The sequence below is a fragment of the Mesorhizobium sp. M0496 genome (assembly GCF_040321205.1).
Taxonomy (GTDB): domain Bacteria; phylum Pseudomonadota; class Alphaproteobacteria; order Rhizobiales; family Rhizobiaceae; genus Mesorhizobium.
In genome coordinates this window covers 25,437-44,835 of record NZ_JAMYRC010000009.1, presented here as the reverse complement: position 1 = coordinate 44,835, position 19,399 = coordinate 25,437, and the positions used below count along the sequence as shown (strand labels likewise).

21 protein-coding genes are annotated in these 19,399 nt (G+C 63.2%); 11 read left to right on the top strand and 10 right to left on the bottom strand.

What is annotated here, in order from left to right; all coding sequences use genetic code 11:
- Positions 1-132 precede the first annotated feature (132 nt).
- The 8 genes from ehuC (at position 133) to NKI73_RS11100 (ending at position 7,206) form a co-directional block, all read left to right on the top strand.
- Positions 133-792 (top strand): ectoine/hydroxyectoine ABC transporter permease subunit EhuC, encoded by a 660-nt coding sequence (gene ehuC, locus NKI73_RS11135; RefSeq protein ID WP_352629445.1) that lies wholly within the window; start codon positions 133-135, stop codon positions 790-792.
- A 34-nt stretch (positions 793-826) separates the two neighbouring features.
- Positions 827-1,486 (top strand): ectoine/hydroxyectoine ABC transporter permease subunit EhuD, encoded by a 660-nt coding sequence (gene ehuD / locus NKI73_RS11130; protein WP_352629443.1) that lies wholly within the window; start codon positions 827-829, stop codon positions 1,484-1,486.
- 3 nt (positions 1,487-1,489) lie between these two features.
- Positions 1,490-2,272 carry an ectoine utilization protein EutA gene (gene eutA / locus NKI73_RS11125; RefSeq protein ID WP_352629441.1) on the top strand — a complete coding sequence of 261 codons (783 nt, stop codon included), beginning with the start codon at positions 1,490-1,492 and terminating at the stop codon, positions 2,270-2,272.
- 2 nt (positions 2,273-2,274) lie between these two features.
- Entirely contained in the window at positions 2,275-3,267 is a 993-nt protein-coding gene (eutB, locus tag NKI73_RS11120; protein ID WP_352629439.1) for a hydroxyectoine utilization dehydratase EutB, read from the top strand.
- Positions 3,264-4,256, top strand: a complete 993-nt coding sequence (eutC, locus tag NKI73_RS11115; RefSeq protein WP_352629437.1) for an ectoine utilization protein EutC — start codon at positions 3,264-3,266, stop codon at positions 4,254-4,256. Before eutB ends, eutC begins: the two co-directional genes overlap by 4 nt.
- A gap of 39 nt (positions 4,257-4,295) precedes the next feature.
- Complete coding sequence (doeA, locus tag NKI73_RS11110; RefSeq protein ID WP_352629435.1) at positions 4,296-5,486, top strand: ectoine hydrolase DoeA; 1,191 nt, start codon at positions 4,296-4,298, stop codon at positions 5,484-5,486.
- Between the two features lie 5 nt (positions 5,487-5,491).
- Positions 5,492-6,490, top strand: coding sequence for a N(2)-acetyl-L-2,4-diaminobutanoate deacetylase DoeB (gene doeB / locus NKI73_RS11105; RefSeq protein ID WP_352629433.1), 999 nt, complete (start codon positions 5,492-5,494; stop codon positions 6,488-6,490).
- A 461-nt stretch (positions 6,491-6,951) separates the two neighbouring features.
- Entirely contained in the window at positions 6,952-7,206 is a 255-nt protein-coding gene (locus NKI73_RS11100; protein WP_352629431.1) for a hypothetical protein, read from the top strand.
- A gap of 72 nt (positions 7,207-7,278) precedes the next feature.
- On the opposite strand, the gene NKI73_RS11095 is transcribed toward NKI73_RS11100, so the two are convergent.
- The 3 genes from NKI73_RS11095 to NKI73_RS11085 all read right to left on the bottom strand — a co-directional run bounded on the left by NKI73_RS11095 (position 7,279) and on the right by NKI73_RS11085 (position 11,073).
- On the bottom strand, positions 7,279-8,397 hold the full coding sequence (locus NKI73_RS11095) for a DmpA family aminopeptidase (RefSeq protein WP_352629429.1): 1,119 nt from the start codon (positions 8,395-8,397) through the stop codon (positions 7,279-7,281).
- A gap of 4 nt (positions 8,398-8,401) precedes the next feature.
- Positions 8,402-10,033, bottom strand: coding sequence for an exodeoxyribonuclease VII large subunit (xseA, locus tag NKI73_RS11090; RefSeq protein ID WP_352629427.1), 1,632 nt, complete (start codon positions 10,031-10,033; stop codon positions 8,402-8,404).
- 83 nt (positions 10,034-10,116) lie between these two features.
- On the bottom strand, positions 10,117-11,073 hold the full coding sequence (locus tag NKI73_RS11085; RefSeq protein ID WP_352629425.1) for a LysR substrate-binding domain-containing protein: 957 nt from the start codon (positions 11,071-11,073) through the stop codon (positions 10,117-10,119).
- Between the two features lie 176 nt (positions 11,074-11,249).
- On the opposite strand from NKI73_RS11085, the gene NKI73_RS11080 reads away from it, so the two are divergent.
- A complete protein-coding gene (locus tag NKI73_RS11080) occupies positions 11,250-11,540 on the top strand; it encodes a DUF1127 domain-containing protein (protein WP_013530339.1) in 291 nt (96 codons plus the stop codon).
- Positions 11,541-11,685: 145 nt separating this feature from the next.
- On the opposite strand, the gene NKI73_RS11075 is transcribed toward NKI73_RS11080, so the two are convergent.
- The 5 genes from NKI73_RS11075 to NKI73_RS11055 all read right to left on the bottom strand — a co-directional run bounded on the left by NKI73_RS11075 (position 11,686) and on the right by NKI73_RS11055 (position 16,176).
- A complete protein-coding gene (locus NKI73_RS11075; protein WP_352629423.1) occupies positions 11,686-11,907 on the bottom strand; it encodes a type II toxin-antitoxin system HicB family antitoxin in 222 nt (73 codons plus the stop codon).
- 71 nt (positions 11,908-11,978) lie between these two features.
- Complete coding sequence (locus NKI73_RS11070; RefSeq protein WP_352629421.1) at positions 11,979-13,028, bottom strand: DUF937 domain-containing protein; 1,050 nt, start codon at positions 13,026-13,028, stop codon at positions 11,979-11,981.
- A gap of 100 nt (positions 13,029-13,128) precedes the next feature.
- Positions 13,129-14,502 carry a glutamate--cysteine ligase gene (locus tag NKI73_RS11065; RefSeq protein ID WP_352629420.1) on the bottom strand — a complete coding sequence of 458 codons (1,374 nt, stop codon included), beginning with the start codon at positions 14,500-14,502 and terminating at the stop codon, positions 13,129-13,131.
- Positions 14,503-14,762: 260 nt separating this feature from the next.
- Positions 14,763-15,497, bottom strand: coding sequence for a 16S rRNA (uracil(1498)-N(3))-methyltransferase (locus tag NKI73_RS11060; RefSeq protein WP_352629418.1), 735 nt, complete (start codon positions 15,495-15,497; stop codon positions 14,763-14,765).
- A 31-nt stretch (positions 15,498-15,528) separates the two neighbouring features.
- Complete coding sequence (locus tag NKI73_RS11055; protein WP_352629416.1) at positions 15,529-16,176, bottom strand: hypothetical protein; 648 nt, start codon at positions 16,174-16,176, stop codon at positions 15,529-15,531.
- Between the two features lie 87 nt (positions 16,177-16,263).
- Here NKI73_RS11055 and NKI73_RS11050 point away from each other — a divergent pair, with 87 nt between their 5' ends.
- Entirely contained in the window at positions 16,264-16,962 is a 699-nt protein-coding gene (locus tag NKI73_RS11050) for a type 1 glutamine amidotransferase (RefSeq protein WP_352629414.1), read from the top strand.
- Positions 16,963-17,252: 290 nt separating this feature from the next.
- Positions 17,253-17,384 carry a hypothetical protein gene (locus NKI73_RS11045; RefSeq protein WP_274533732.1) on the top strand — a complete coding sequence of 44 codons (132 nt, stop codon included), beginning with the start codon at positions 17,253-17,255 and terminating at the stop codon, positions 17,382-17,384.
- A gap of 45 nt (positions 17,385-17,429) precedes the next feature.
- Here NKI73_RS11045 and NKI73_RS11040 read toward each other — a convergent pair whose 3' ends face one another.
- Together NKI73_RS11040 and NKI73_RS11035 are read right to left on the bottom strand one after the other, a co-directional pair.
- Positions 17,430-18,221, bottom strand: a complete 792-nt coding sequence (locus tag NKI73_RS11040) for a metallophosphoesterase (protein WP_352629413.1) — start codon at positions 18,219-18,221, stop codon at positions 17,430-17,432.
- A gap of 37 nt (positions 18,222-18,258) precedes the next feature.
- Complete coding sequence (locus NKI73_RS11035) at positions 18,259-19,395, bottom strand: alpha-hydroxy acid oxidase (RefSeq protein WP_352629411.1); 1,137 nt, start codon at positions 19,393-19,395, stop codon at positions 18,259-18,261.
- Positions 19,396-19,399: the final 4 nt, after the last annotated feature.

Here is a 19,399-nt window from a genome sequence, read left to right as displayed (position 1 = left end):
AGGTGTCACGAAGTGACGGATGAGGGGCGGCGCCTACCTCTGAGAGTTCAGTGCCGCCCCTCATCTGCCTGCCGGCATCTTCTCCCCGTGAACGGGGAGAAGGACCTAAGAACCGTCAACGTTGGAAACCGAATGACCCAGTGGTCCGGCTATTTCGGCCTGATATTGCAGGGAGCGCTTGTCACCATCGAGCTGACGCTGATGGGGTCGGTGCTTGCCCTGTTCATGGCCTTTCTCGCCGGAATGGGACGGTTGTCGCGCTTCTTCATTCTGCGCGCGCTGGCCACCGCCTATATCGAATTCTTCCGTGGCACCTCGATCTTCGTGCAGTTGTTCTGGGCCTATTTCGTGCTGCCCTTCATCGGCATATCGCTGACGCCGTTGCAGGCCGGCGTGCTGGCGCTGGGCCTCAATGTCGGTGCCTACGCCGCCGAAGTGGTGCGCGGCGCCATCCAGTCGATCGGCCGCGAGCAATACGAGGCGTGCATCGCGCTCAATCTCGGTCGCTGGCAAGCCATGCGTCACATCATCTTGCCGCAGGCGTTGCTGGTGATGCTGCCCACCTTCGGCAACAACGCCATCGAACTGCTCAAGGCGACCGCCGTGGTGTCGCTGATCTCGCTCACCGACCTGACCTTCCAGGCGCAGGTGGTGCGCTCGCAGACCGGTAACACCATGGTGCCGTTCACCACCATCCTGTTCATCTATTTCATTCTGGCGCTGCTCATCTCATGGGGCGTGCGCTCGCTGGAGCGCCGCATGGCGCGCGGCCTCGATGGGGTGCGCGTCTGATGGCCAATGCCCTTCTGATAAATTGGGCCTGCTGATGGAATGGGATTGGAATTTCGTCTGGGAAATCATGCCGACGCTGATCCAGGGTGTGAAGATCACCATCCTGGCGACGCTGCTCGGCTCGGTGCTGGCGGCAATCGTCGGGCTGGGCATCGCGCTGGCGCGCCGCTCGCCCAACAAGGCATTGTCTCGCACGGTCGGCTTCCTGGCCGAGTTCATTCGCGGCACGCCGTTGCTGGTGCAGCTCTATTTCATCTTCTACGTGCTGCCCGATATCGGCATCCTGTTGCCGCCGTTGGTCGCCGGTGTCATCGGGCTCGGGCTCCACTACGGCACCTACACGGCGGAAGTCTACCGCGCCGGCATCGACAACGTGCCGCGCGGCCAATGGGAGGCCGCCAAGGCGTGCAATCTCAGCGCCAGGCAGACCTGGACCCACATTATCATTCCGCAGGCCATTCCGCCGATGATCCCGGCACTGGCCAATTATTTCATCGCCATGTTCAAGGAAACGCCGCTGCTGTCGGCGATCACCGTGCTGGAGTTGATGAACCAGGCGAAAAGCGTTGCCAACACCTATTATCGTTATATCGAGCCGATCACGCTGGTCGGTGCTTTCTTCCTCGTCATCAGTCTGTTTTCGGTCATTCTGCTGCGCTGGCTGGAACGCCGCTACGGCAAGATCGAGAGGTAACCGATGAAACCCTTGCCTGAGATAAAGGTCTACCCGAAACGGCCGCCACTGGAGGCGCGCCCGCTGGAGCGGCGCGTCGGCCTGATCATCCTGGCCACCGACCATACCAGCGAACCGGATTTCCGCCGCATGGTGGCGAGCGACAAGATCGGCGTCTACGTCGCGCGCATTCCTTACGCCAATCCGACGACACCGGAAAATCTGCGCAAGATGCAGCCGGCGCTGACGGCGGGCGCAGCCCTGATCCTGCCCGACGAACCGCTCGATGCGCTCTGCTATTCCTGCACTTCGGCGTCGGTGGTGATCGGCGATGCCGAGATTGAGGCGGCAATCCAGGCCGCCAAGCCCGGCGTCCCCGTCGTCACGCCGCCGATGGCGGGCGTGCGCGGGCTGCGTGCGCTGGGCGCAAATAGGATCAGCATTCTCACGCCCTACACGGTCGAGACATCCAGGTCGATGGCGGCCTATTTTGCGGAGCGGGGTTTCGACATCGCCAGCTTCACCTGTCTCGGCTTCGAGGACGACCGTGAGATGGCCCGCATCGCCCCGGCAACGCTTGTCGATCTGGCGCGTGAGGCGACCGACGCGAGCGCCGATGCCCTGTTCGTCTCCTGCACGGCGCTGCGTGGTGCCCTCGCAGTCACCGGCATGGAAAAGGCAATCGGCCGTCCCGTGGTGACCAGCAACCAGGCGACCGCCTGGAATTGTTTGCGGCTTTGCGGCGACGACACAGCCCATCCCGAATCCGGCCGTCTGATGACGCTGCCATTGCCACGTGATTGGTGATTATGACACAGGTAACCCTTGAGCACATTCGCGCCGCGCGTGAGCGCATTGCCGGCAAGGTCGAGCGCACGCCGACCGTGCTATCCCCGAGTCTTTCCGAGCAGTTGGGCGCACAGGTTCACCTCAAGCTCGAGCACCGGCAAACAACGGGCAGCTTCAAGCTGCGTGGCGCCTCGAATGCTGTCGCTTCGCTGAGCGCTGACGAGAAGGCGCGCGGCGTGGTCGCGGCCTCGACCGGCAATCATGGTCGGGCGCTGGCGCACGCGGCAAAGCTCGAAGGCCTGCGCGTGGTGATCTGCATGTCGCGGCTGGTGCCGGGAAACAAGCTCGACGAAATCCGCCGGCTTGGCGCGGAGGTCCGCATCGTCGGCAACAGCCAGGACGATGCTCAGCAGGAGGTTGAACGGCTGGTGGCGCAGGAGGGACTGGTCATGCTGCCCCCCTTCGACCATCCTTCCATCATTGCCGGGCAAGGCACGCTTGGGCTGGAGATGATCGAGCAGGTCCCGGATGCTGCCCTCGTTCTGGTCCAGCTCTCCGGCGGCGGGCTTGCCTCCGGCGTTGCCGCAGCGATTAAAGGCGTCAGCCCCCGGACAAAAGTCATCGGCGTCTCGATGGCGCGTGGCGCGGCGATGAAGGCCAGCCTCGATGCCGGCCACCCGGTGCTGGTGGAAGAATTGCCAACGCTGGCGGATTCGCTCGGCGGCGGCATCGGCCTCGACAACCGGCTGACCTTCGGCATGTGCCGCGACCTGCTCGACGATGTTATTCTGCTAAGCGAAGACGAGATCGCCGCCGGCATCCGCCACGCCTATGCGCAGGAGCGCGAGATCGTCGAGGGCGCCGGTGCGGTCGGCATCGCCGCACTGCTCGCCGGCAAGGTCAGGTCGGACGGGCCGGTGATTGTTCTGTTTTCCGGCCGCAACATCGACATGGGCCTGCACCGCAAGATCGTTTGCGGCGAGGCACCGTCGATCAAGGAGCGCGCAGCATGAGCCGGATGACAATTCTCACCGAAGCTGAATTGCGCGGGATCGTGACGCTCGATCTCGATGCCGTAGCCTGCGTCGAAAACGCCTTCCGCGCGCTCGCCACCTTGCCGGTGGCGATGCCGCCGATCCTGCGGCTCGACATTCCCGAGCATCGCGGCGAGGTCGACGTGAAGACCGCCTATGTGCCAGGTATCGACGGCTTCGCCATAAAGATCAGCCCCGGCTTCTTCGACAATCCGAAGCTCGGTCTGCCCAGCGTCAACGGCATGATGGTGCTGCTGTCGGCCAAAACAGGCCTGGTCGAAGCGCTGCTGCTCGACAATGGCTATCTCACCGATGTCCGCACGGCTGCCGCCGGCGCGGTCGCGGCCAAACATCTGTCGCGACAGGACTCTTCAGTGGCCGCGATCTTTGGTGCCGGCGTCCAGGCCGGGCTGCAGCTCGAAGCACTCATGCTGGTGCGGCCGATCGCCGAGGCACGCATCTGGGCGCGTGATGCCGTCAAGGCAGAGATGACCGCCGCTGCCTTGCGCGAAAAGCTCGGCATCGCCGTGCGCGTCGAAGCCGACGCGGCAAGCGCGGTTGCCGGCGCCGATATCATCGTCACCACCACGCCGTCGACCGAACCGCTGATCAAGGCGGGCTTCGTCTCCGCCGGACAGCACATCACCGCGATGGGCTCTGACGCCGAGCACAAGAATGAAATCGCGCCGGCAATCCTGCGGATGGCAGATCTCTATGTCGCCGACAGCGCCCGCCAGACGCGGCGACTGGGTGAACTGCATCATGCCATTGCGGCGGGTGTGATGGCTGGAGATGCGGAGGTGACCGAACTCGGCCAGATCATCGCCCGCACAAAACACGGCCGGCGTTCGGCGGACGACATCACTATTGCCGACCTGACCGGCACCGGCGTGCAGGATACGGCCATAGCCACGCTCGCCCGCGACCGTGCGCGGGCGGCCAATTCCGGGACCATTTTCGAAAGCTGATGCTGGCCGCGAGGCCCAACAAAACGAGGACCAAGAACAATGCAACCGAACCTGAAATTTTCGCGCGGCGAATACGCGGATCGCCTCACCAAGACGCGCAAAGCCATGGAGGCCAAGGGTGTCGATCTCCTGATCGTCAGCGATCCCTCCAACATGGCGTGGCTGACCGGCTATGACGGCTGGTCGTTCTATGTGCATCAGGCCGTCATCGTGCCGCCGTCAGGCGAGCCGGTCTGGTATGGCCGCGGCCAGGACGCCAACGGCGCCAAGCGCACCGCCTATCTCGCGCATGACAACATCGTCGGCTATGCCGATCACTATGTGCAGTCGACAGAGCGCCACCCGATGGATTTTCTGTCCAGCGTGCTAGCCGATCGCGGCTGGGGCAAGCTCACCATCGGCGTCGAGATGGACAATTACTGGTTTTCGGCCGCCGCCTTAGCATCGCTGCAGAAACATCTGCCCAACGCCCGCTTCGTCGACGCAACCGCCCTGGTCAACTGGCAGCGCGCGGTGAAGAGCCCGACCGAGATCGACTATATGCGCAAGGCTGCCCGCATCGTCGAGGCGATGCACCAGCGCATCGTGGACAAGATCGAAGTCGGCATGCGCAAATGCGATCTCGTTGCCGAGATCTATGATGCCGGCACGCGCGGCGTCGACGGCCCAGAGGGGCGAATTGGCGGCGACTATCCGGCGATCGTGCCGCTGCTGCCGTCGGGCGCGGATGCCTCGGCGCCGCATCTGACCTGGGACGACCAGCCGATGAGGCGGGGCGAGGGCACCTTCTTCGAAATCGCCGGCTGCTACAACAGGTACCATTGCCCGCTATCGCGCACCGTTTTCCTCGGCAGGCCGACGCAGGAATTCCTCGATGCCGAGAAGGCAACGCTGGAGGGCATGGAAGCGGGCCTTGCTGCGGCGAAACCCGGCAATACCTGCGAGGATATCGCCAATGGCTTCTTCGGCGTGCTGAAGAAATACGGCATCGTCAAGGACAACCGCACCGGCTATCCGATCGGCCTGTCCTATCCGCCGGACTGGGGCGAACGCACGATGAGCCTGCGCCCCGGCGACCGGACCGAACTCAAGCCCGGCATGACCTTCCATTTCATGACCGGGCTGTGGTTGGAAACGATGGGACTGGAGATCACCGAGTCCATCCTGATCACCGAAACCGGTGTAGAGTGCCTGGCCAATGTGCCGCGTAAGCTGGTGGTGAAGGATTGAACCCGATGTCGAGTCTGCGCCCCTCTCCGATCTCGCCGACGGTGGATTTCGACCGCGACGGCGTCCAGCATGGTTTCCTGCGCTTGCCCTACAGCCGAGACGACTCGGCGTGGGGCTCGGTGATGATCCCGATCTGCGTCATCCGCAACGGCAAGGGGCCGGCAGCACTGCTGACCGGCGGCAACCATGGCGATGAGTATGAGGGGCCGCTGGCGCTTTACGACCTCGCCAGGACGCTAAATCCGAAGCATGTCAGCGGCACGGTGATCATCGTGCCGGCAATGAACTATCCGGCCTTCCGCGCCGGCACGCGTACCTCGCCGATCGACAAGGGCAATATGAACCGCAGTTTCCCCGGCCGGCCGGACGGCACGGTGACCGAGAAGATCGCCGACTATTTTCAACGTGAGTTGCTTCCCCGCGCGGACATCGTGTTCGACTTCCATTCCGGCGGCAGGACGCTGGACTTCGTGCCGTTCTGCGCCGCGCACACTTTGCCCGACAAGGCGCTGGAGCAGAAAGCCTTCGACGCGGTGGCGGCATTTTCCGCACCATTCTCGATGCGCATGATCGAGATCGACGCTGTCGGCATGTACGACACGGCTGCCGAGGAGATGGGCAAGGTCTTCGTCAGCACCGAGCTTGGCGGCGGCGGCACGTCGCGCGCGCAAACCGTACGGATCGCGCGGCGCGGTGTTCTCAATATGCTGCGTCATGCCGGCATTGTTGCCGGAGCGGTCGAGAAGAGCCCGACGCAGTGGCTCGACATGCCATCTGGCGATTGTTTTTCGTTCGCCGAGGAAGACGGCATGATCGAAACCATGGTCGACCTTGGCGAGCCCGTCGAAGAAGGCGCGGTGCTGGCACGCATCCATTCCACCGGCCGCACCGGCATCGCCCCCCAGGAAATCCGGGCAAAAATGTCGGGCATGCTGGCGGCGCGGCATTTCCCCGGCCTGGTCAAGGCCGGCGACTGCGCGGCGGTCGTGGCTGTGCACGTCTGAGCGGTTCCGGCAGGGACCGCCCGCACCGTCCATCACCTGCTCTGCGTTCTTCGCGGAGCGCTTCGGCGCGGCGGAAAGAAGCAGCATGGCGAGCGGAGTCGACATTGCATGAGGATGTCACTATATAGCGGCGGCTTCGACCCGCGTGCCTGAGGGCAGCGACCTCGAAGCAACTGTAAATGTGTTGTGTGTTGCGCCATCTATTGTGACGAAAATCGGCCCGAAAACCGGAAAAAGCAAATAGAAACAAATGCGCAACGCTGGGTGTGACCCAGCCAACGGTACCGACTCCTCCAGAATCAGAAAATGTTCTTGACCCTTCGATTTCCTATGGCTCTGTGGACCTTGGACGGCATCGGCTTGCCGAGTGGCCGCGACTCGGCTGGAATAGGGGCATGCATCCTTTGCGGGGTGCCGACGTTTATGATTACCAACCGGCTTTGCCGCAAGGGAACAGCAGTATGAGTGAACACGCGATCGAGTTCTTGCGGGGATGGATCGGCGAAAAGGTCCACTGCCAGCCTTCAGAGGCCCGGATCGAGAAGCAGGCCGAGACACTGGCCAAGGAATGCGCTGCCAAGGCAGCCGAAGTCGGCATACCCCTGGAGGATATCCAGGAGGAAGTCGGCGATATCAAGGAACTCATCGCCTCCAGGCTAGAGGAAGCGGCCGAGGCCGACGAGCAGCAGCAGGCGTCCAACAAAGCCGCGGAATGACCGCATAGGGGGCGGACTCCATCTGAAACACGCGGGCTTGTTTGGCCCGCGTTTTCGTTTCAATGATCGCTTTCAGCCAAATTTTTCTTTCAGCCAGGCCTTCGGCAGCGCCGGCACGAAATTGCCGTCGCGCCCGATCATGTCGTCATTGGCGACGAGCGCGTTGAGGATCGCTTCCTCCACGGCCTGGATCACCGCGTCGAAAAACGGATCGATGTCGGTGTCAGGAATGAAGTCGGCACTGGCGATGCTGCCGGACGGCGCCAGCGCCGCGCTCACGTTGGCGGTCGAGAAGGCGATAAAAATGTCGCCTGAGCTGTGATAGCCGAAGCCGCCGGTCATGGCGACGCCAAGCGGCACGCGGCGTGCCAGCCGTTTCATCTGGTGCGGCAGGAACGGGGCATCGGTGGCGATAGCGGCGATGATCGAACCCTTTTCGGCGCGCCGCGTGCCTTCGCGGACCGCCGGTTCGATGAGTTCCGGCCCGGCGTGCAGACCGCGAACCGTAAAATTGTGTCGCTTGCCGAAATTCGACTGCACGAGGGCACCGACCGTGTAGCTGCGCTCGTGTCGTTCAACGACGCGCGACGCCGTCCCTGATCCTGCTTTGAAGCCGAAAGTGATCATGCCGGTGCCGCCGCCGACGCTGCCTTCCTCGATCGGTCCGCTGGTCGCACCGTCAAGGGCCTGGGCGACGTGCTCAAAAGTCAAATGGTGGCCGTTGATGTCGTTGAGAAAGCCGTCATAGGTTTCCGCCGCTACCGGCAGCCCCCAGGCGCTGTCGAGCGCCGCCGGCAGCACGCTTTGCATCCAGCGCAGCGTGCCGTCGCGTGAGACACCGCAGGAATGCGTGTTGGTGATGGTGATCGGGAAGTTGAAAGCGCCGGTTTCCTCGACGATGTGCGAGCCGGTCAGTTCGCCATTGCCGTTCTGGCTGAAGATGCCGGCGAAGACCGGCGTGGCAAGATCGGCGCGCGGCCTGGGCAGGATCGCGGTCACGCCGGTCCGCACCGGTCCCTGGCCGACGACGAGCGCGCCATCGCCCGAAATCAGCGTCGCATAACCGACCGCTACACCGGACACATCGGTGATTGCGTTGAATGGCCCGGGTGTCCCGTCGAAGCCGATGCCAAAACTTCGCGCACGCGGCTTGCCGGAAGGCGTTGCCAGATGGTTCGGATTGTCGGTCATGATCTCAGAACAGGGATCCCTGGTTGCCGGGCTCTTTGGTCTTGGCCGCCGGCTTGGTCACCGCTTTCGGTTTTGCCGTGCCGCTGGTTGCAATGGCATCGGCGGTGCCGTCGGCGAATTCCAGCGAAAGCGCCATTCCCGATGACACATCGGCCGCCTGCTTGATTACCGCGCCATCGGCATCCTTCACCAGAGCAAAGCCGCGCGCCAGCACCGCCTTGTGCGACAGTGTCGCCATCAGCCTTTCGGCTTGGACAACGCGGCCGCGCAAACGCTCCAGCCTGAGCACCACGGCTTGCGTTCCGCGTCTGGTTAATGCTGTCAGCAAATCCCTCTGCACGCGTTGCCGCCGCGCTGTGGGCTCGATCGTGATGCGGCCTTGCAGCAAAGCCAGTTGTTGCCTGTGCCGCTGCAGCGATGCCCTCGCGCATTTCGGCAACTGGTCCGCCGCACGATTTAATTCCGCACGCCGGGCTCTTGCCAACGCGCGTAGCGCCCCTTGTGCGCGCAAAAGATTGCGTTCGTTGGTGCGCCGCGCCTCGGCAATCCGCTGTGACAACATTGCCGGTGTCAGCTTTACAGCGAAGAACCGTGCTCGCTTTCGTTCGGTGGAGACCAGCAGGCCACGGCCGAGCCTAGATGTCGCATCATCGAGGCGTCGCCGCGGCAGCGCCAGCAATTGATCGGGCGAGGGCAGCGCGCGGGCGGCTGCCCGAGCGGCCTGCCGCTTGCGTTCGAAATTGCGCAAGACCGCCGCCTTGAGCCGCGCGCCGAGGCTAGCAAGCGTTGCTTCAAGGTCCGCTTTCACCGGGACGGCAATTTCCGCGGCACCCGTCGGCGTCGGCGCCCGCACATCCGCGACGAGGTCGATCAGCGTCCAGTCCGTCTCGTGACCGACAGCCGAGATCACCGGAATGCCGGAGGTGGCAACCGCGCGGGCGAGCGCCTCGTCGTTGAACCCCCAGAGGTCTTCGAGGCTGCCGCCGCCACGTGCCACGATCAGCAGATCGGGGCGCTGAATGGCGCCATCCCAGGCCAGCGTGTTGAAGCCGTTGACGGCGGCAGTCACTTCCGCGCCTGACGTCTCGCCTTGCACGCGTACCGGCCAGACCAGGATGTGCAGTGGAAACCGGTCCTTGATGCGGTGGATGATGTCGCGGATGACGGACCCTGTCGGCGAGGTGACGACGCCGATGACGCGGGGCATGAACGGCAGCAACCGCTTGCGGCCGGTGTCGAACAGGCCCTCGGCCTGCAGCCGCCGTTTGCGCTCTTCCAGCAGTGCCATCAGCGCGCCGGCGCCGGCCGGCTCCAGATTGTCGATGACGATCTGGTAGTTGGACTTGCCGGGATAGGTGGTGAGCTTGCCGGTGGCGATCACCTCCATCCCCTCTTCGGGGCGGAACTTCAGCCGGCTCATCGTGCCTTTCCACACCACGGCGTCGAGCCGGGCGCGGTCGTCCTTCAGCGCGAAATAGGCATGACCGGAGGAATGCGGCCCGCGATAGCCTGATATTTCGCCGCGCACCCGCACATTGCCGAAGACGTCCTCGACCGTGCGTTTCAGCGCGCCGGAAATCTCGCTCACCGTGTATTCGGTGGCGTTGGTGCGTGATTCGGATGCTGCGTCGCTCATAGGCCGATTGGGGGGCGGTTGGGCGCCCGCGTCAAGATGGCCGCGCCAGGCCAGGCGTTCAAAACCCGCATGCCTGACCCTGCCTACCAGCCGGGCAGGATCTGGTTCGGCTTGGTTCGCCGCAGCTTGCTGAAGGCGAGCGCCGCAAAGTCGAAGCTCCCGGTGTCTTCGCTGATCGGCACGGAAATATTGTCCAGGCTTTCCGAAATATGGCGGGCGAGCGCATCGACGATCTCGGGTCGCGACGTCTGGCCGCGCATGATGCCGATGCGGCAATCGGGCAGGGCGCCGAAGCCGTCGGCTTCGCCCAGCACCCGCATGCCGGGCCGCAGCGCGCATTCCGGCAGCACCGAGATCGCCAGGCCGGAAAGTACGGCGGCGGTGATGACGGTGGCCGAGAAGCTGGTGAACAGGATGCGATAGTCGCGGTTCTGCTGGTCGAGCACATCGACCGCGGCGCGCCGCCAGATGCAATTCGGCCGGCCAAAGGCCATCGGCAGCGTTTCCTGCTCATGCGTTGCATGGTTGGCCGAGGTGACCCACAGCAGCGGTTCGCGCCTCACCACCTCCGACTGGCCGCGTACGTCGTTGTGCGTCACCAGCGCCAGGTCGAGGTTGCCGCGTTTGATATGCTCGACCAGCCCCGGTGTCGGCTCGCAGATGACGGTCAGTTCGACACGCGGATTGGAGCGGGTGAACCGCGCCATGATCTCGGGCAGGAAACGGTCGGCATAGTCGTCAGGCGTGCCGATGCGGATCGTGCCTTCGAGCCGCCGGTCGTCGAAGGCGGCCAGCGTCTCGCGGTTGAGATAGAGCAGCCGGCGCGCGTAGGACAGCAGCTTGTCGCCTTCCTCGGTCAATCTGTTGGTGCGCCCGTCTTTCTCGAACAGCGGCTTGCCGATCCGCTCTTCCAGCCGGCGCATCTGCATGGATACCGCCGACTGGGTCCGGTGCACCTCTTCGGCTGCTCGCGTGAAGCTGCCGGTGTCGGCAATCGAGATGAAGGTCTGCAACTGATCGAGATCGAGAGGCGATTTCATCGATTTGATCCATCACTAGTGTTGATGCTTAAGATTAGAAACATTCGTTGGATTAATCAATCGCATCATGGCAAATTCGCATTGTCCACATGAAAGCATGTGAATTGGGACCGGAACCGTCGCTGTTGTCAGCGCCGATTGCTGGCCTTGCTCGTTCGAGTCTGAAGGAGACCGACATGACCACGTTTGATTTCGCCACCGAGACTTCGCGCATCACCTCGCGTCCGGCCGTTGCGACGCGCGTGGCAAATACCGTCTCCAACATCTACCGCGCGTGGAAAAACCGCCGCGCCTTTTACCGCCTTGGCGAGATGTCGGATGCCGAACTCGCCGATATCGGTCTGACGCGCGCCGACCTGCATGTCGCCATCGACGTGCCGTTCGGCCGTGACCCGACGGCGATGTTGCGCGAAATCGCCAGCGATCGCATCGAGACGATCGAGGATTTCGCCCGCAAGGTCGCTTGATCGGCTGCTTGTTGTTCCGGTTGCTTTGAACCTTTTAGAGGTTCGGCGCGACTGAAAAGTATGCAGGCCCCACTCCCTGCCGGATCCCCGCCGGCCCGCCTGCACTCTGCCCGGTCCTCCCAGGACCGGGCTTTTCTTTTGGCAGTCAGGCGAATGCCAGCTTTCGCGATGGCCTTGGTATCGATCTGCCGAACTCGTGCGCGGCCTCTATCCAAGATGCTATGGCGTCCTGGATATTCGCGATGGCCTCTTCAGGGGTGTCGCCGTCACTCACGCAGCCTGGCAGATCAGGCACCAAAGCCGAAAACCCCCCTCCGTCCTCTGCAGAAAGTGGCGCAATGACGACGGGATATTCAAGTCTGTCCATTATGTGTCTTTGCCTCGTCGAAAAATGCCACGAGCTTTCATCTGCTCCAGTCTCTTACCCACGGATGTCGACTACCGCCGGTCCATATCGCGCTTGAACTGGTCGAAGATCGTTTCCACGCCCTTCTGGTAGTCGTCACGCTGCTGGGCGCCGGTCTCGAACATCTTGCCGAACAGGTCGTCGAACGGATTCTTCGGCCGACCGCTCGGATTGGTCTGTGGCTGAGGTGCCTGACGTTGCTGTGGGGGCGCTTGAGGCTGTTGCGGCGCCGGCTGCCCGCCCGGGACGCCGAAGCCGCCACCGCCACCTTGCCGCAGCATCTCCTCGAAGATCTTTCCCAACGGATTATCGCCATAAGGGCTCTGCGTCTGCTGAGGATGAGGCTGAGGCTGCGCCCGGCCTTGCGGCTGCGGCTGCGGCGCGCCGCCGCCGAACATGTCCTGCAGCACCTTGCCGAGCGGGTTGTCGCCATAGGGATTGGGTGCCGGCTGCGGCTGGCTTTGCGGCTGTGGCGCCCCGCCGCCGAACATGTCCTGCAAAACCTTGCCGAGCGGGTTGTCCATCGGGTTCTGGGGCTGCGGCGCCTGCCGTTGCTGCGGTGCCGGGGCCTGCATGCCGCCACCTTGCCGCATCATCTGCTCGATGATCTCGCCGAGCGGATTGTTGCCGCCACCGCCAAAGCCGCCGGCGGCTTGCATCTGATTTGTCGTTTGCTTGAACAGCCCGCCCATGACCATCGAGGCGATCGCCGGCAGCATCTGCTGGAGGATCTGTTGACTAACGCCGCTCGCTTGCGCCGCCTGGCTGGCGACGGCGCGCGACAGATCCTTCGAGCCGAACAAATGTCCGAGAATGCCGTTGCCCTCATCGACGCCCTGCGGCGAGAAGGCTCTGGTTGCGTCCTCGAAATACTTGGCATGCTGGCCGCTGGCCATCGCCGTCATGAAGGCGCCGAGCCCATAGGGGTCGGCGGTGTTGCGTTGCAGCCCCTGCGAAAAGGCCGGCAGCAATGCGGCAACCGCCGCCTGGGTCTGCTGCATCGAAAGCCCGTATTGCTGGGCAAGGGCTTGCATTCCGTTGCCGTTCTGGGCCTGCGTCAGCATGTCGAACAAGGTAGGCATCGGCGTCTCCTCCGGAAATCCTCGCCGAAGAAGCCTAGTTTGTTTCGACTTCCGATTGAAGCGGCTTTTGCCGATCGATCAGCCGCGTCAAATCCGAGGGTTAATAGGCATATTCCATGAATACCGGCTCGATCGAGCCGCCCCAACGCGTGTGGTAGGCCGACAGCATCTCCTCGGCGCTGGTGGTGCCGCGTGCCACGACCTCGTCGAGCGTGTTGAGGAAGGAGGTCTCGTCGTAGCCGTCGCGGTTCTTGCGGCCACGGTTCTTCAGCCCCATACGCGAAATGACCATCACGTCGCGCGCGATTTCGCGCAGCGTGGTGTTGCGGAAGGGTGCGGAAATGCCTTGTTCCGGCACGGCATTGCGCATCGCCAGCGTTTCTTCATACGTCCAGCTCGAGGTCAGCGCCTCGGCGGCGTCGAGCGCCGCCTCATCATAAAGCAACCCGACCCAGAAGGCCGGCAGCGCGCAGATGCGCCGCCATGGCCCGCCGTCGGCGCCGCGCATCTCGAGGAAACGCTTCAGCCGCACGTCCGGGAACAGTGTCGACAGATGGTTTGCCCAGTCGCCCATCGTCGGCAGCCCGTCGGGAATTTCATGCCGTGCGGCGCCCGCCATGAACTGGCGGAAGGTGATGTGCGTCATGTCATGATAGTGGCCGTCGCGGATGACGAAATACATCGGCACGTCGAGCGCCCATTCGACATAGTCGGCGAAACCGAAATCGGGCGAGAAACAGAATTCGAGCAGGCCCGAGCGCTGGTTATCGGTGTCGCGCCAGATGTCGCCGCGCCAGCTCTGCAAACCGTTCGGGTGACTTTCGGTGAAAGGCGAATTGGCGAACAATGCCGTCGACAGCGGCTGCAGCTTCAGTGACACCTGCATCTTGCGGCGCATGTCGGCCTCGCTCTCGAAGTCGAGATTCACCTGGATCGTGCAGGTGCGGTACATCATGTCGAGGCCCTTGGTGCCGACCTTGGGCATGTAGCGCGTCATGATCTCGTAGCGCGACTTCGGCATTTTCGGCGTCTCGGCCAGCGACCATTTCGGGCTGCCGCCGAGGCCGAGGAAGCGGATGCCCATCGGCTCGGCGATCTCGCGCACCTGCGCCAGATGGGCATTGCCCTCGCGGCAGGTCTGATGGATGGTCTCCAGCGGCGCGCCGGAAAGCTCGAACTGGCCGCCTGGTTCCAGCGAAATCGCCCCTTGGCCGGTCGGTTCGACCAGGCCAATGATGCGGCCGTCATCGATGATCGGATCCCAGCCGAGTTTCGACTGCATGCCTTCGAGGATAGCGCGGATGCCGCGCTCGCCGCCATAGGGGACCGGTGCATTGCCGTCGACATAGAAGGGAAATTTCTCGTGCTCGGTGCCGATGCGCCACTTGTCGCGCGGCTTGTTGCCTTCGGCCAGATGCTCGACGAGTTCGTCGACACCTTCGATCGGGCGGAAATCAGTAGTATCGCGCGCCATTTGTAAGCCCTCAGCACATGACCCCGAAAATCTGCTTTCGATTTTCGGAAAGGACCATGAACCCAATGAAATGCTACAGCGTCCTTTGTGTGTCCGAAAGGACGCGTGGCGCTCTAGGACGATCGGATGATCGCCGGCGCTAGATGGACGAAATGTCAGCAGACGAGCAAGCGAAAAATCCTGAGCCACAGGTGAACAGGAATTGAACGGTGGCGACGGTTCTTCCTTCTCCCACATGGGGCAGAAGGGAAGGGGGTCGCTCACCAGTCTCCAACCGTCGCCTGCATCACCGCGAGCGCGGCCACTGCTGCCGTATCGGCGCGCAGGATGCGCGGTCCGAGCGGAATGGCGGTGACGAAGGGTAGGGCGCGCAGCATCTTGCGCTCGTCGTCGGAAAAGCCGCCCTCCGGCCCGACCAGAAGCCCAAGCCTGTTTTCCTTCACCGCTTGCAGCGCGGGCAGCGGATTGTTGGTCGAGGCGTCCTCGTCACAGAAGATCAGCCGCCGTTCCTTGTCCCAACCGGTCAGCAAACGCTCGAATTTTTCCGCTTCGAGCACTCGAGGCACCGCCAGGATGCCGCATTGTTCGGCGGCTTCGACGACATTGGCGCGCAGGCGATCGATGCTAGGCTTGGCCACTTGCGTGTGCTGGGTGATGACCGGCTGCAGGATGCCGGCGCCCATCTCGACCGCCTTCTGCACGAGATAGTCGAGCCGGCCCTGCTTTAGCGGCGCAAAGCAGTAGACGAGATCGGGCAGCGGCGGCTGTGGCCGTTGCAGCACCGACACCTTCAGCCGCACCGCCCTTTTTGTCTTCGCCGTGATGGCCGCCGACCATTCGCCGTCACGGCCATTGAACACCAGGATTTCGGCGCCTTCGCCGAGCCGCAGCACGTGCAGGAGATAGTGGCTCTGCTGTTGGCCGGCGTCGAACTCGATGTCTGGCCGCAGATCATCAGGCACGAACAGACGTTGCATCTTGTAATTGGCGCGCATTGCCGAGGAATGAGCGAGCCGACCGCCGGCGTCAAGTCTGGGCGGACGGATGCCATACGGGGCGAAAGCCGTGACGCAACACGGCGAGCGTCGTGGCCGGCGTCAGCAGCGAGAGCGTCTTGCTTTTGAGCATGCCGAAATCAGCTGGTGGGCCATATCCAGCAAAGCACCAGCGCAATGCTCTGCCGCCGCGCAAAGCATAAGCGATGCCGCCATCCGCAACCATGGCGCCGTCCGGCAGGCCGGCAAGCTCGTCAAAGGCCACCGTCGCCGGCTTGCCGCCGGAGGCCAACCGCTCCTTGTGCAGCCGCTTGTCGATCATCGGCGCGCGGGGCTCTGCAATGCCGAAGGCTTCGCCGAAGCGGCCGACAAAATCCTTGGCCCGTTCGCGCTGGCAAAAGAAGCAGGGGCGATGGCCGGCCGCCAATGCAGTCACCTCATCGAGGAAGAACAGCTCGGTCCAGCCCGCTTTACCGCCCTTCCGGTTGCGGCCCATCGGTTCGCGCCGCACATCCCGGAATTGGCAGACGCAGATGATCCAGGCCTGAAGCGCCCAGCGCTTTTTCAGCAGCGTCTTCGTCTCGGGATCGTGGATGATGCCGCGATTGCCGGTCAACAGCCCGCGCTCGGACACGGCGTGGATGGCGCCGAACGGATCGACCCGGTTCTGCAGTGGCATAGTTTTCTCCCGGAATACGCATCTTGGCTGCAATGCGGACGGCATGATATCGCTCGTCGTATCATTTTCATGTCAGCAGGGTTTTTCATGCGGGTGCTGGTGGTCCAGAACTACGACAATACCGGCCTTGGCCAGGTCGGCGCCGCTCTTGCGGAGGCGGGCGCCGATCTCGATATACGCCTCCCTTACAAGGGCGATCTGCTGCCGGATGACGCGGCCGGGCATGATGCCATGGTGGTGCTTGGCGGTGGCCAGAATGCACTGGCCGACGATGAGTACCCCTATTTCCCGGCACTGCTCGAACTGACGCGCGATTTCGCCGGCAACGACCGCGCCGTGCTCGGCATCTGCCTCGGCAGTCAGCTCGTTGCTCGTGCCTTCGGTGGCGAGAACCGCATCGGCGGCGCCAACGAGTTCGGCTGGCGCGGCGTGTCGCTGACGCCGGATGCCAAGGCCGATCCGGTGCTGGGCGCACTGCCGGAAAAGTTTCCGATCTTCCAGTGGCACGATGACACCTTCGTGCTGCCTGAGAGCGCCGTCCGGCTCGCAGGCAACGATGTCGCCGAGAACCAGGCATTTCGCGTCGGCCGCGCCGTCTACGGCTTCCAGTTCCATTTCGAGGCCGACCGGCCGATGGTGCAGGACTGGAGCACGTCCTTCGCCCCGACCATCGCCGTGCGCCATCCCGATTGGGCCGGCAAGCTCGATCGCGAAATGGCCCGCAACGGGCCTGATGCGGATGCCGCGGGCCTGGCCATCGCACGTGCGTGGGTAGCGACAATCTAAGCGTCCCTCGGTGCGCTGCCGCGTGACATAATTGGCACGCGGCGGGGAATCCGCCTGGGGAAAACACCTTTCATCCTTGGCTTGTGTCCGCCCGCCATCCTAGAAGGCGCGCGCTCTGCATCTTCCGTGCAACCGCGATGAACCTTTTGTGTGACCCGCGCGACACACCGTTGATACAGAACATGCCTAGAAGCGCGAAATCGTCGAAACTTTGAAGCGAATTCTCCGTTTCAACGCATTGGTAACCGCCTCGTGCACAGATGCAGAAAGCTCAACAAGAGATGACGTCCGTGAAAGCAGCGCTTCTGTCCTTTGCCATGGTATCCGCCATCGTGCTGTGCGGACTCGGCATCTATGCCGCCGACGCAGCCAACAACCACAACGCCGTCGACGGTTACGGCGTCACCGCCTCGCTACGCTAGAGCCGGGCTGCGCCACGAGCCGGAGCGTCCTCGGACGCACAGCGCTCAAGCTTCCTTAATTGTCCAAGGTTCCTTGATCGTCATTGTCAGGATGCGTTTGTCCGGACCGTCGACGACGAGCGCGGTCAGCATGCCCGATTGCCAGGCAAGCGTGTCGACATTGACGCGGTTGGCCATCACTTCCGCCTCCGGTACCGGCGTGTGGCCGTGCACCACGATCTTCGGATAGAGGCCGGTGTGATTGTGGAAGACGTCGCGGATCCAGATCAGATCCTGCGGGTTTTGCCTGTCCAGGGGGATGCCCGGCCTGATGCCGGCATGGCAGAAGTAGAAATCGCCCAGTGTCACCGAAAACGGCAGCGACCGAAGGAAATCGATGTGGTCCTGCGGCACGGCCTCGACCAGGGCCTGATGTCCTTTGCGCACGGCGGACTCGGCCTTGCCGAACCACACGCTTGTGCCGTCATTGATCGTCACGCCGTAGGACTGCGCCGTCTGGATACCGCCAAAGCGGATGAAAAGTCCGTCCGGGTCGGGGGCCTTGAGAAAATCGAGAAAACCGATGTCGTGGTTACCGGCCAGCATCAGATGGCGCGGGTCGCGCTCGCGCGCTTCGATCAGGAAGTCGATGACGCCCTTTGAGTCCGGCCCGCGGTCGACATAGTCGCCAAGATGGATGACACGCCAGTCGGCTGGCGCCTGCTGCTCGATCTCGGTCCTGATGCGCTGATGCATGGCAGCCAGCAGGTCGAGCCGGCCATGCACGTCGCCAATCGCGTAGAGACGCACACCGTCCGGCCCCTGCGCGTCGAGAAAATGGATACCGGGTTCCGCCAAGGTCTCGTCGTCTCCGTGGTCAGGCTGTCACGGAACTCTAGCGCCGGAGTTGGTCCTTGCCCATGTCGGTGACCAGACGCTTTCCGCACAGTGCCAGCGTGATGTCCATCTCCTTGCGGATGATTTCCAATGCCTTGGTAACTCCTTCCTTGCCGAGCGCACCCAGGCCGTAAAGAAATGGCCGGCCGATATAGGTTCCCTTGGCGCCGAGGCAGAGCGCCTTCAGCACGTCCTGGCCGGAACGGATGCCGCCGTCCATATGCACTTCGATCGTGTCGCCGACCGCATCGGCAATCTCTTCCAGCACGCCGATCGACGACGATGCACCATCGAGCTGGCGCCCGCCATGGTTGGAAACGATGATCGCGTCGGCACCGGTCTTGGCCGCCATCAGCGCGTCTTCCTTGTCGAGAATGCCTTTGAGGATCAGCTTGCCGCCCCAGCGTTCCTTGATCCAGGCGACGTCCTTCCACGACAGATGCGGATCGAACTGCTCCGTCGTCCACGATGCCAGTGAGGACATGTTGCCGACGCCCTTGGCGTGGCCAACGATGTTGCGGAAGGTCCGCCGCTTGGTGCCGGCCATGGCGGCGCACCAGCGCGGGCGGATGGCCATGTCGACGATGTTCGTCAGCGTCAGCTTCGGCGGCGCCGAAAGCCCGTTGCGGATGTCCTTGTGGCGCTGGCCGAGAATCTGCAGGTCAAGCGTCAGCACCAGCGCCGAGCATTTCGCTGCCTTCGCCCTGTCGATGAGGTTGAGCACGAAATCCTTGTCGCGCAGCACATAGAGCTGGAACCAGAACGGCTTGGTGGTGACGGAGGCAACATCCTCGATCGAGCAGATGCTCATCGTCGACAGGGTGAACGGCACGCCGAACTCTTCCGCCGCCTGCGCCGCCAGCATCTCGCCATTCGCATGCTGCATCCCGGTCATGCCGGTTGGCGCCAATGCCACCGGCATCGATACCTTCTCGCCCACCATCGTCGATGCGAGCGAACGGTTGTCCATGTCGACGAGGACGCGCTGGCGGAACTTGATCTTATGGAAATCCTCTTCGTTGGCCCGATACGTGCTTTCGGTCCACGAACCGGAATCTGCATAGTCGAAGAACATCTTCGGCACGCGCCGGCGCGCGAGGTCCTTGAGATCGGCGATGGTCAGGATCTGGCTCATGGGT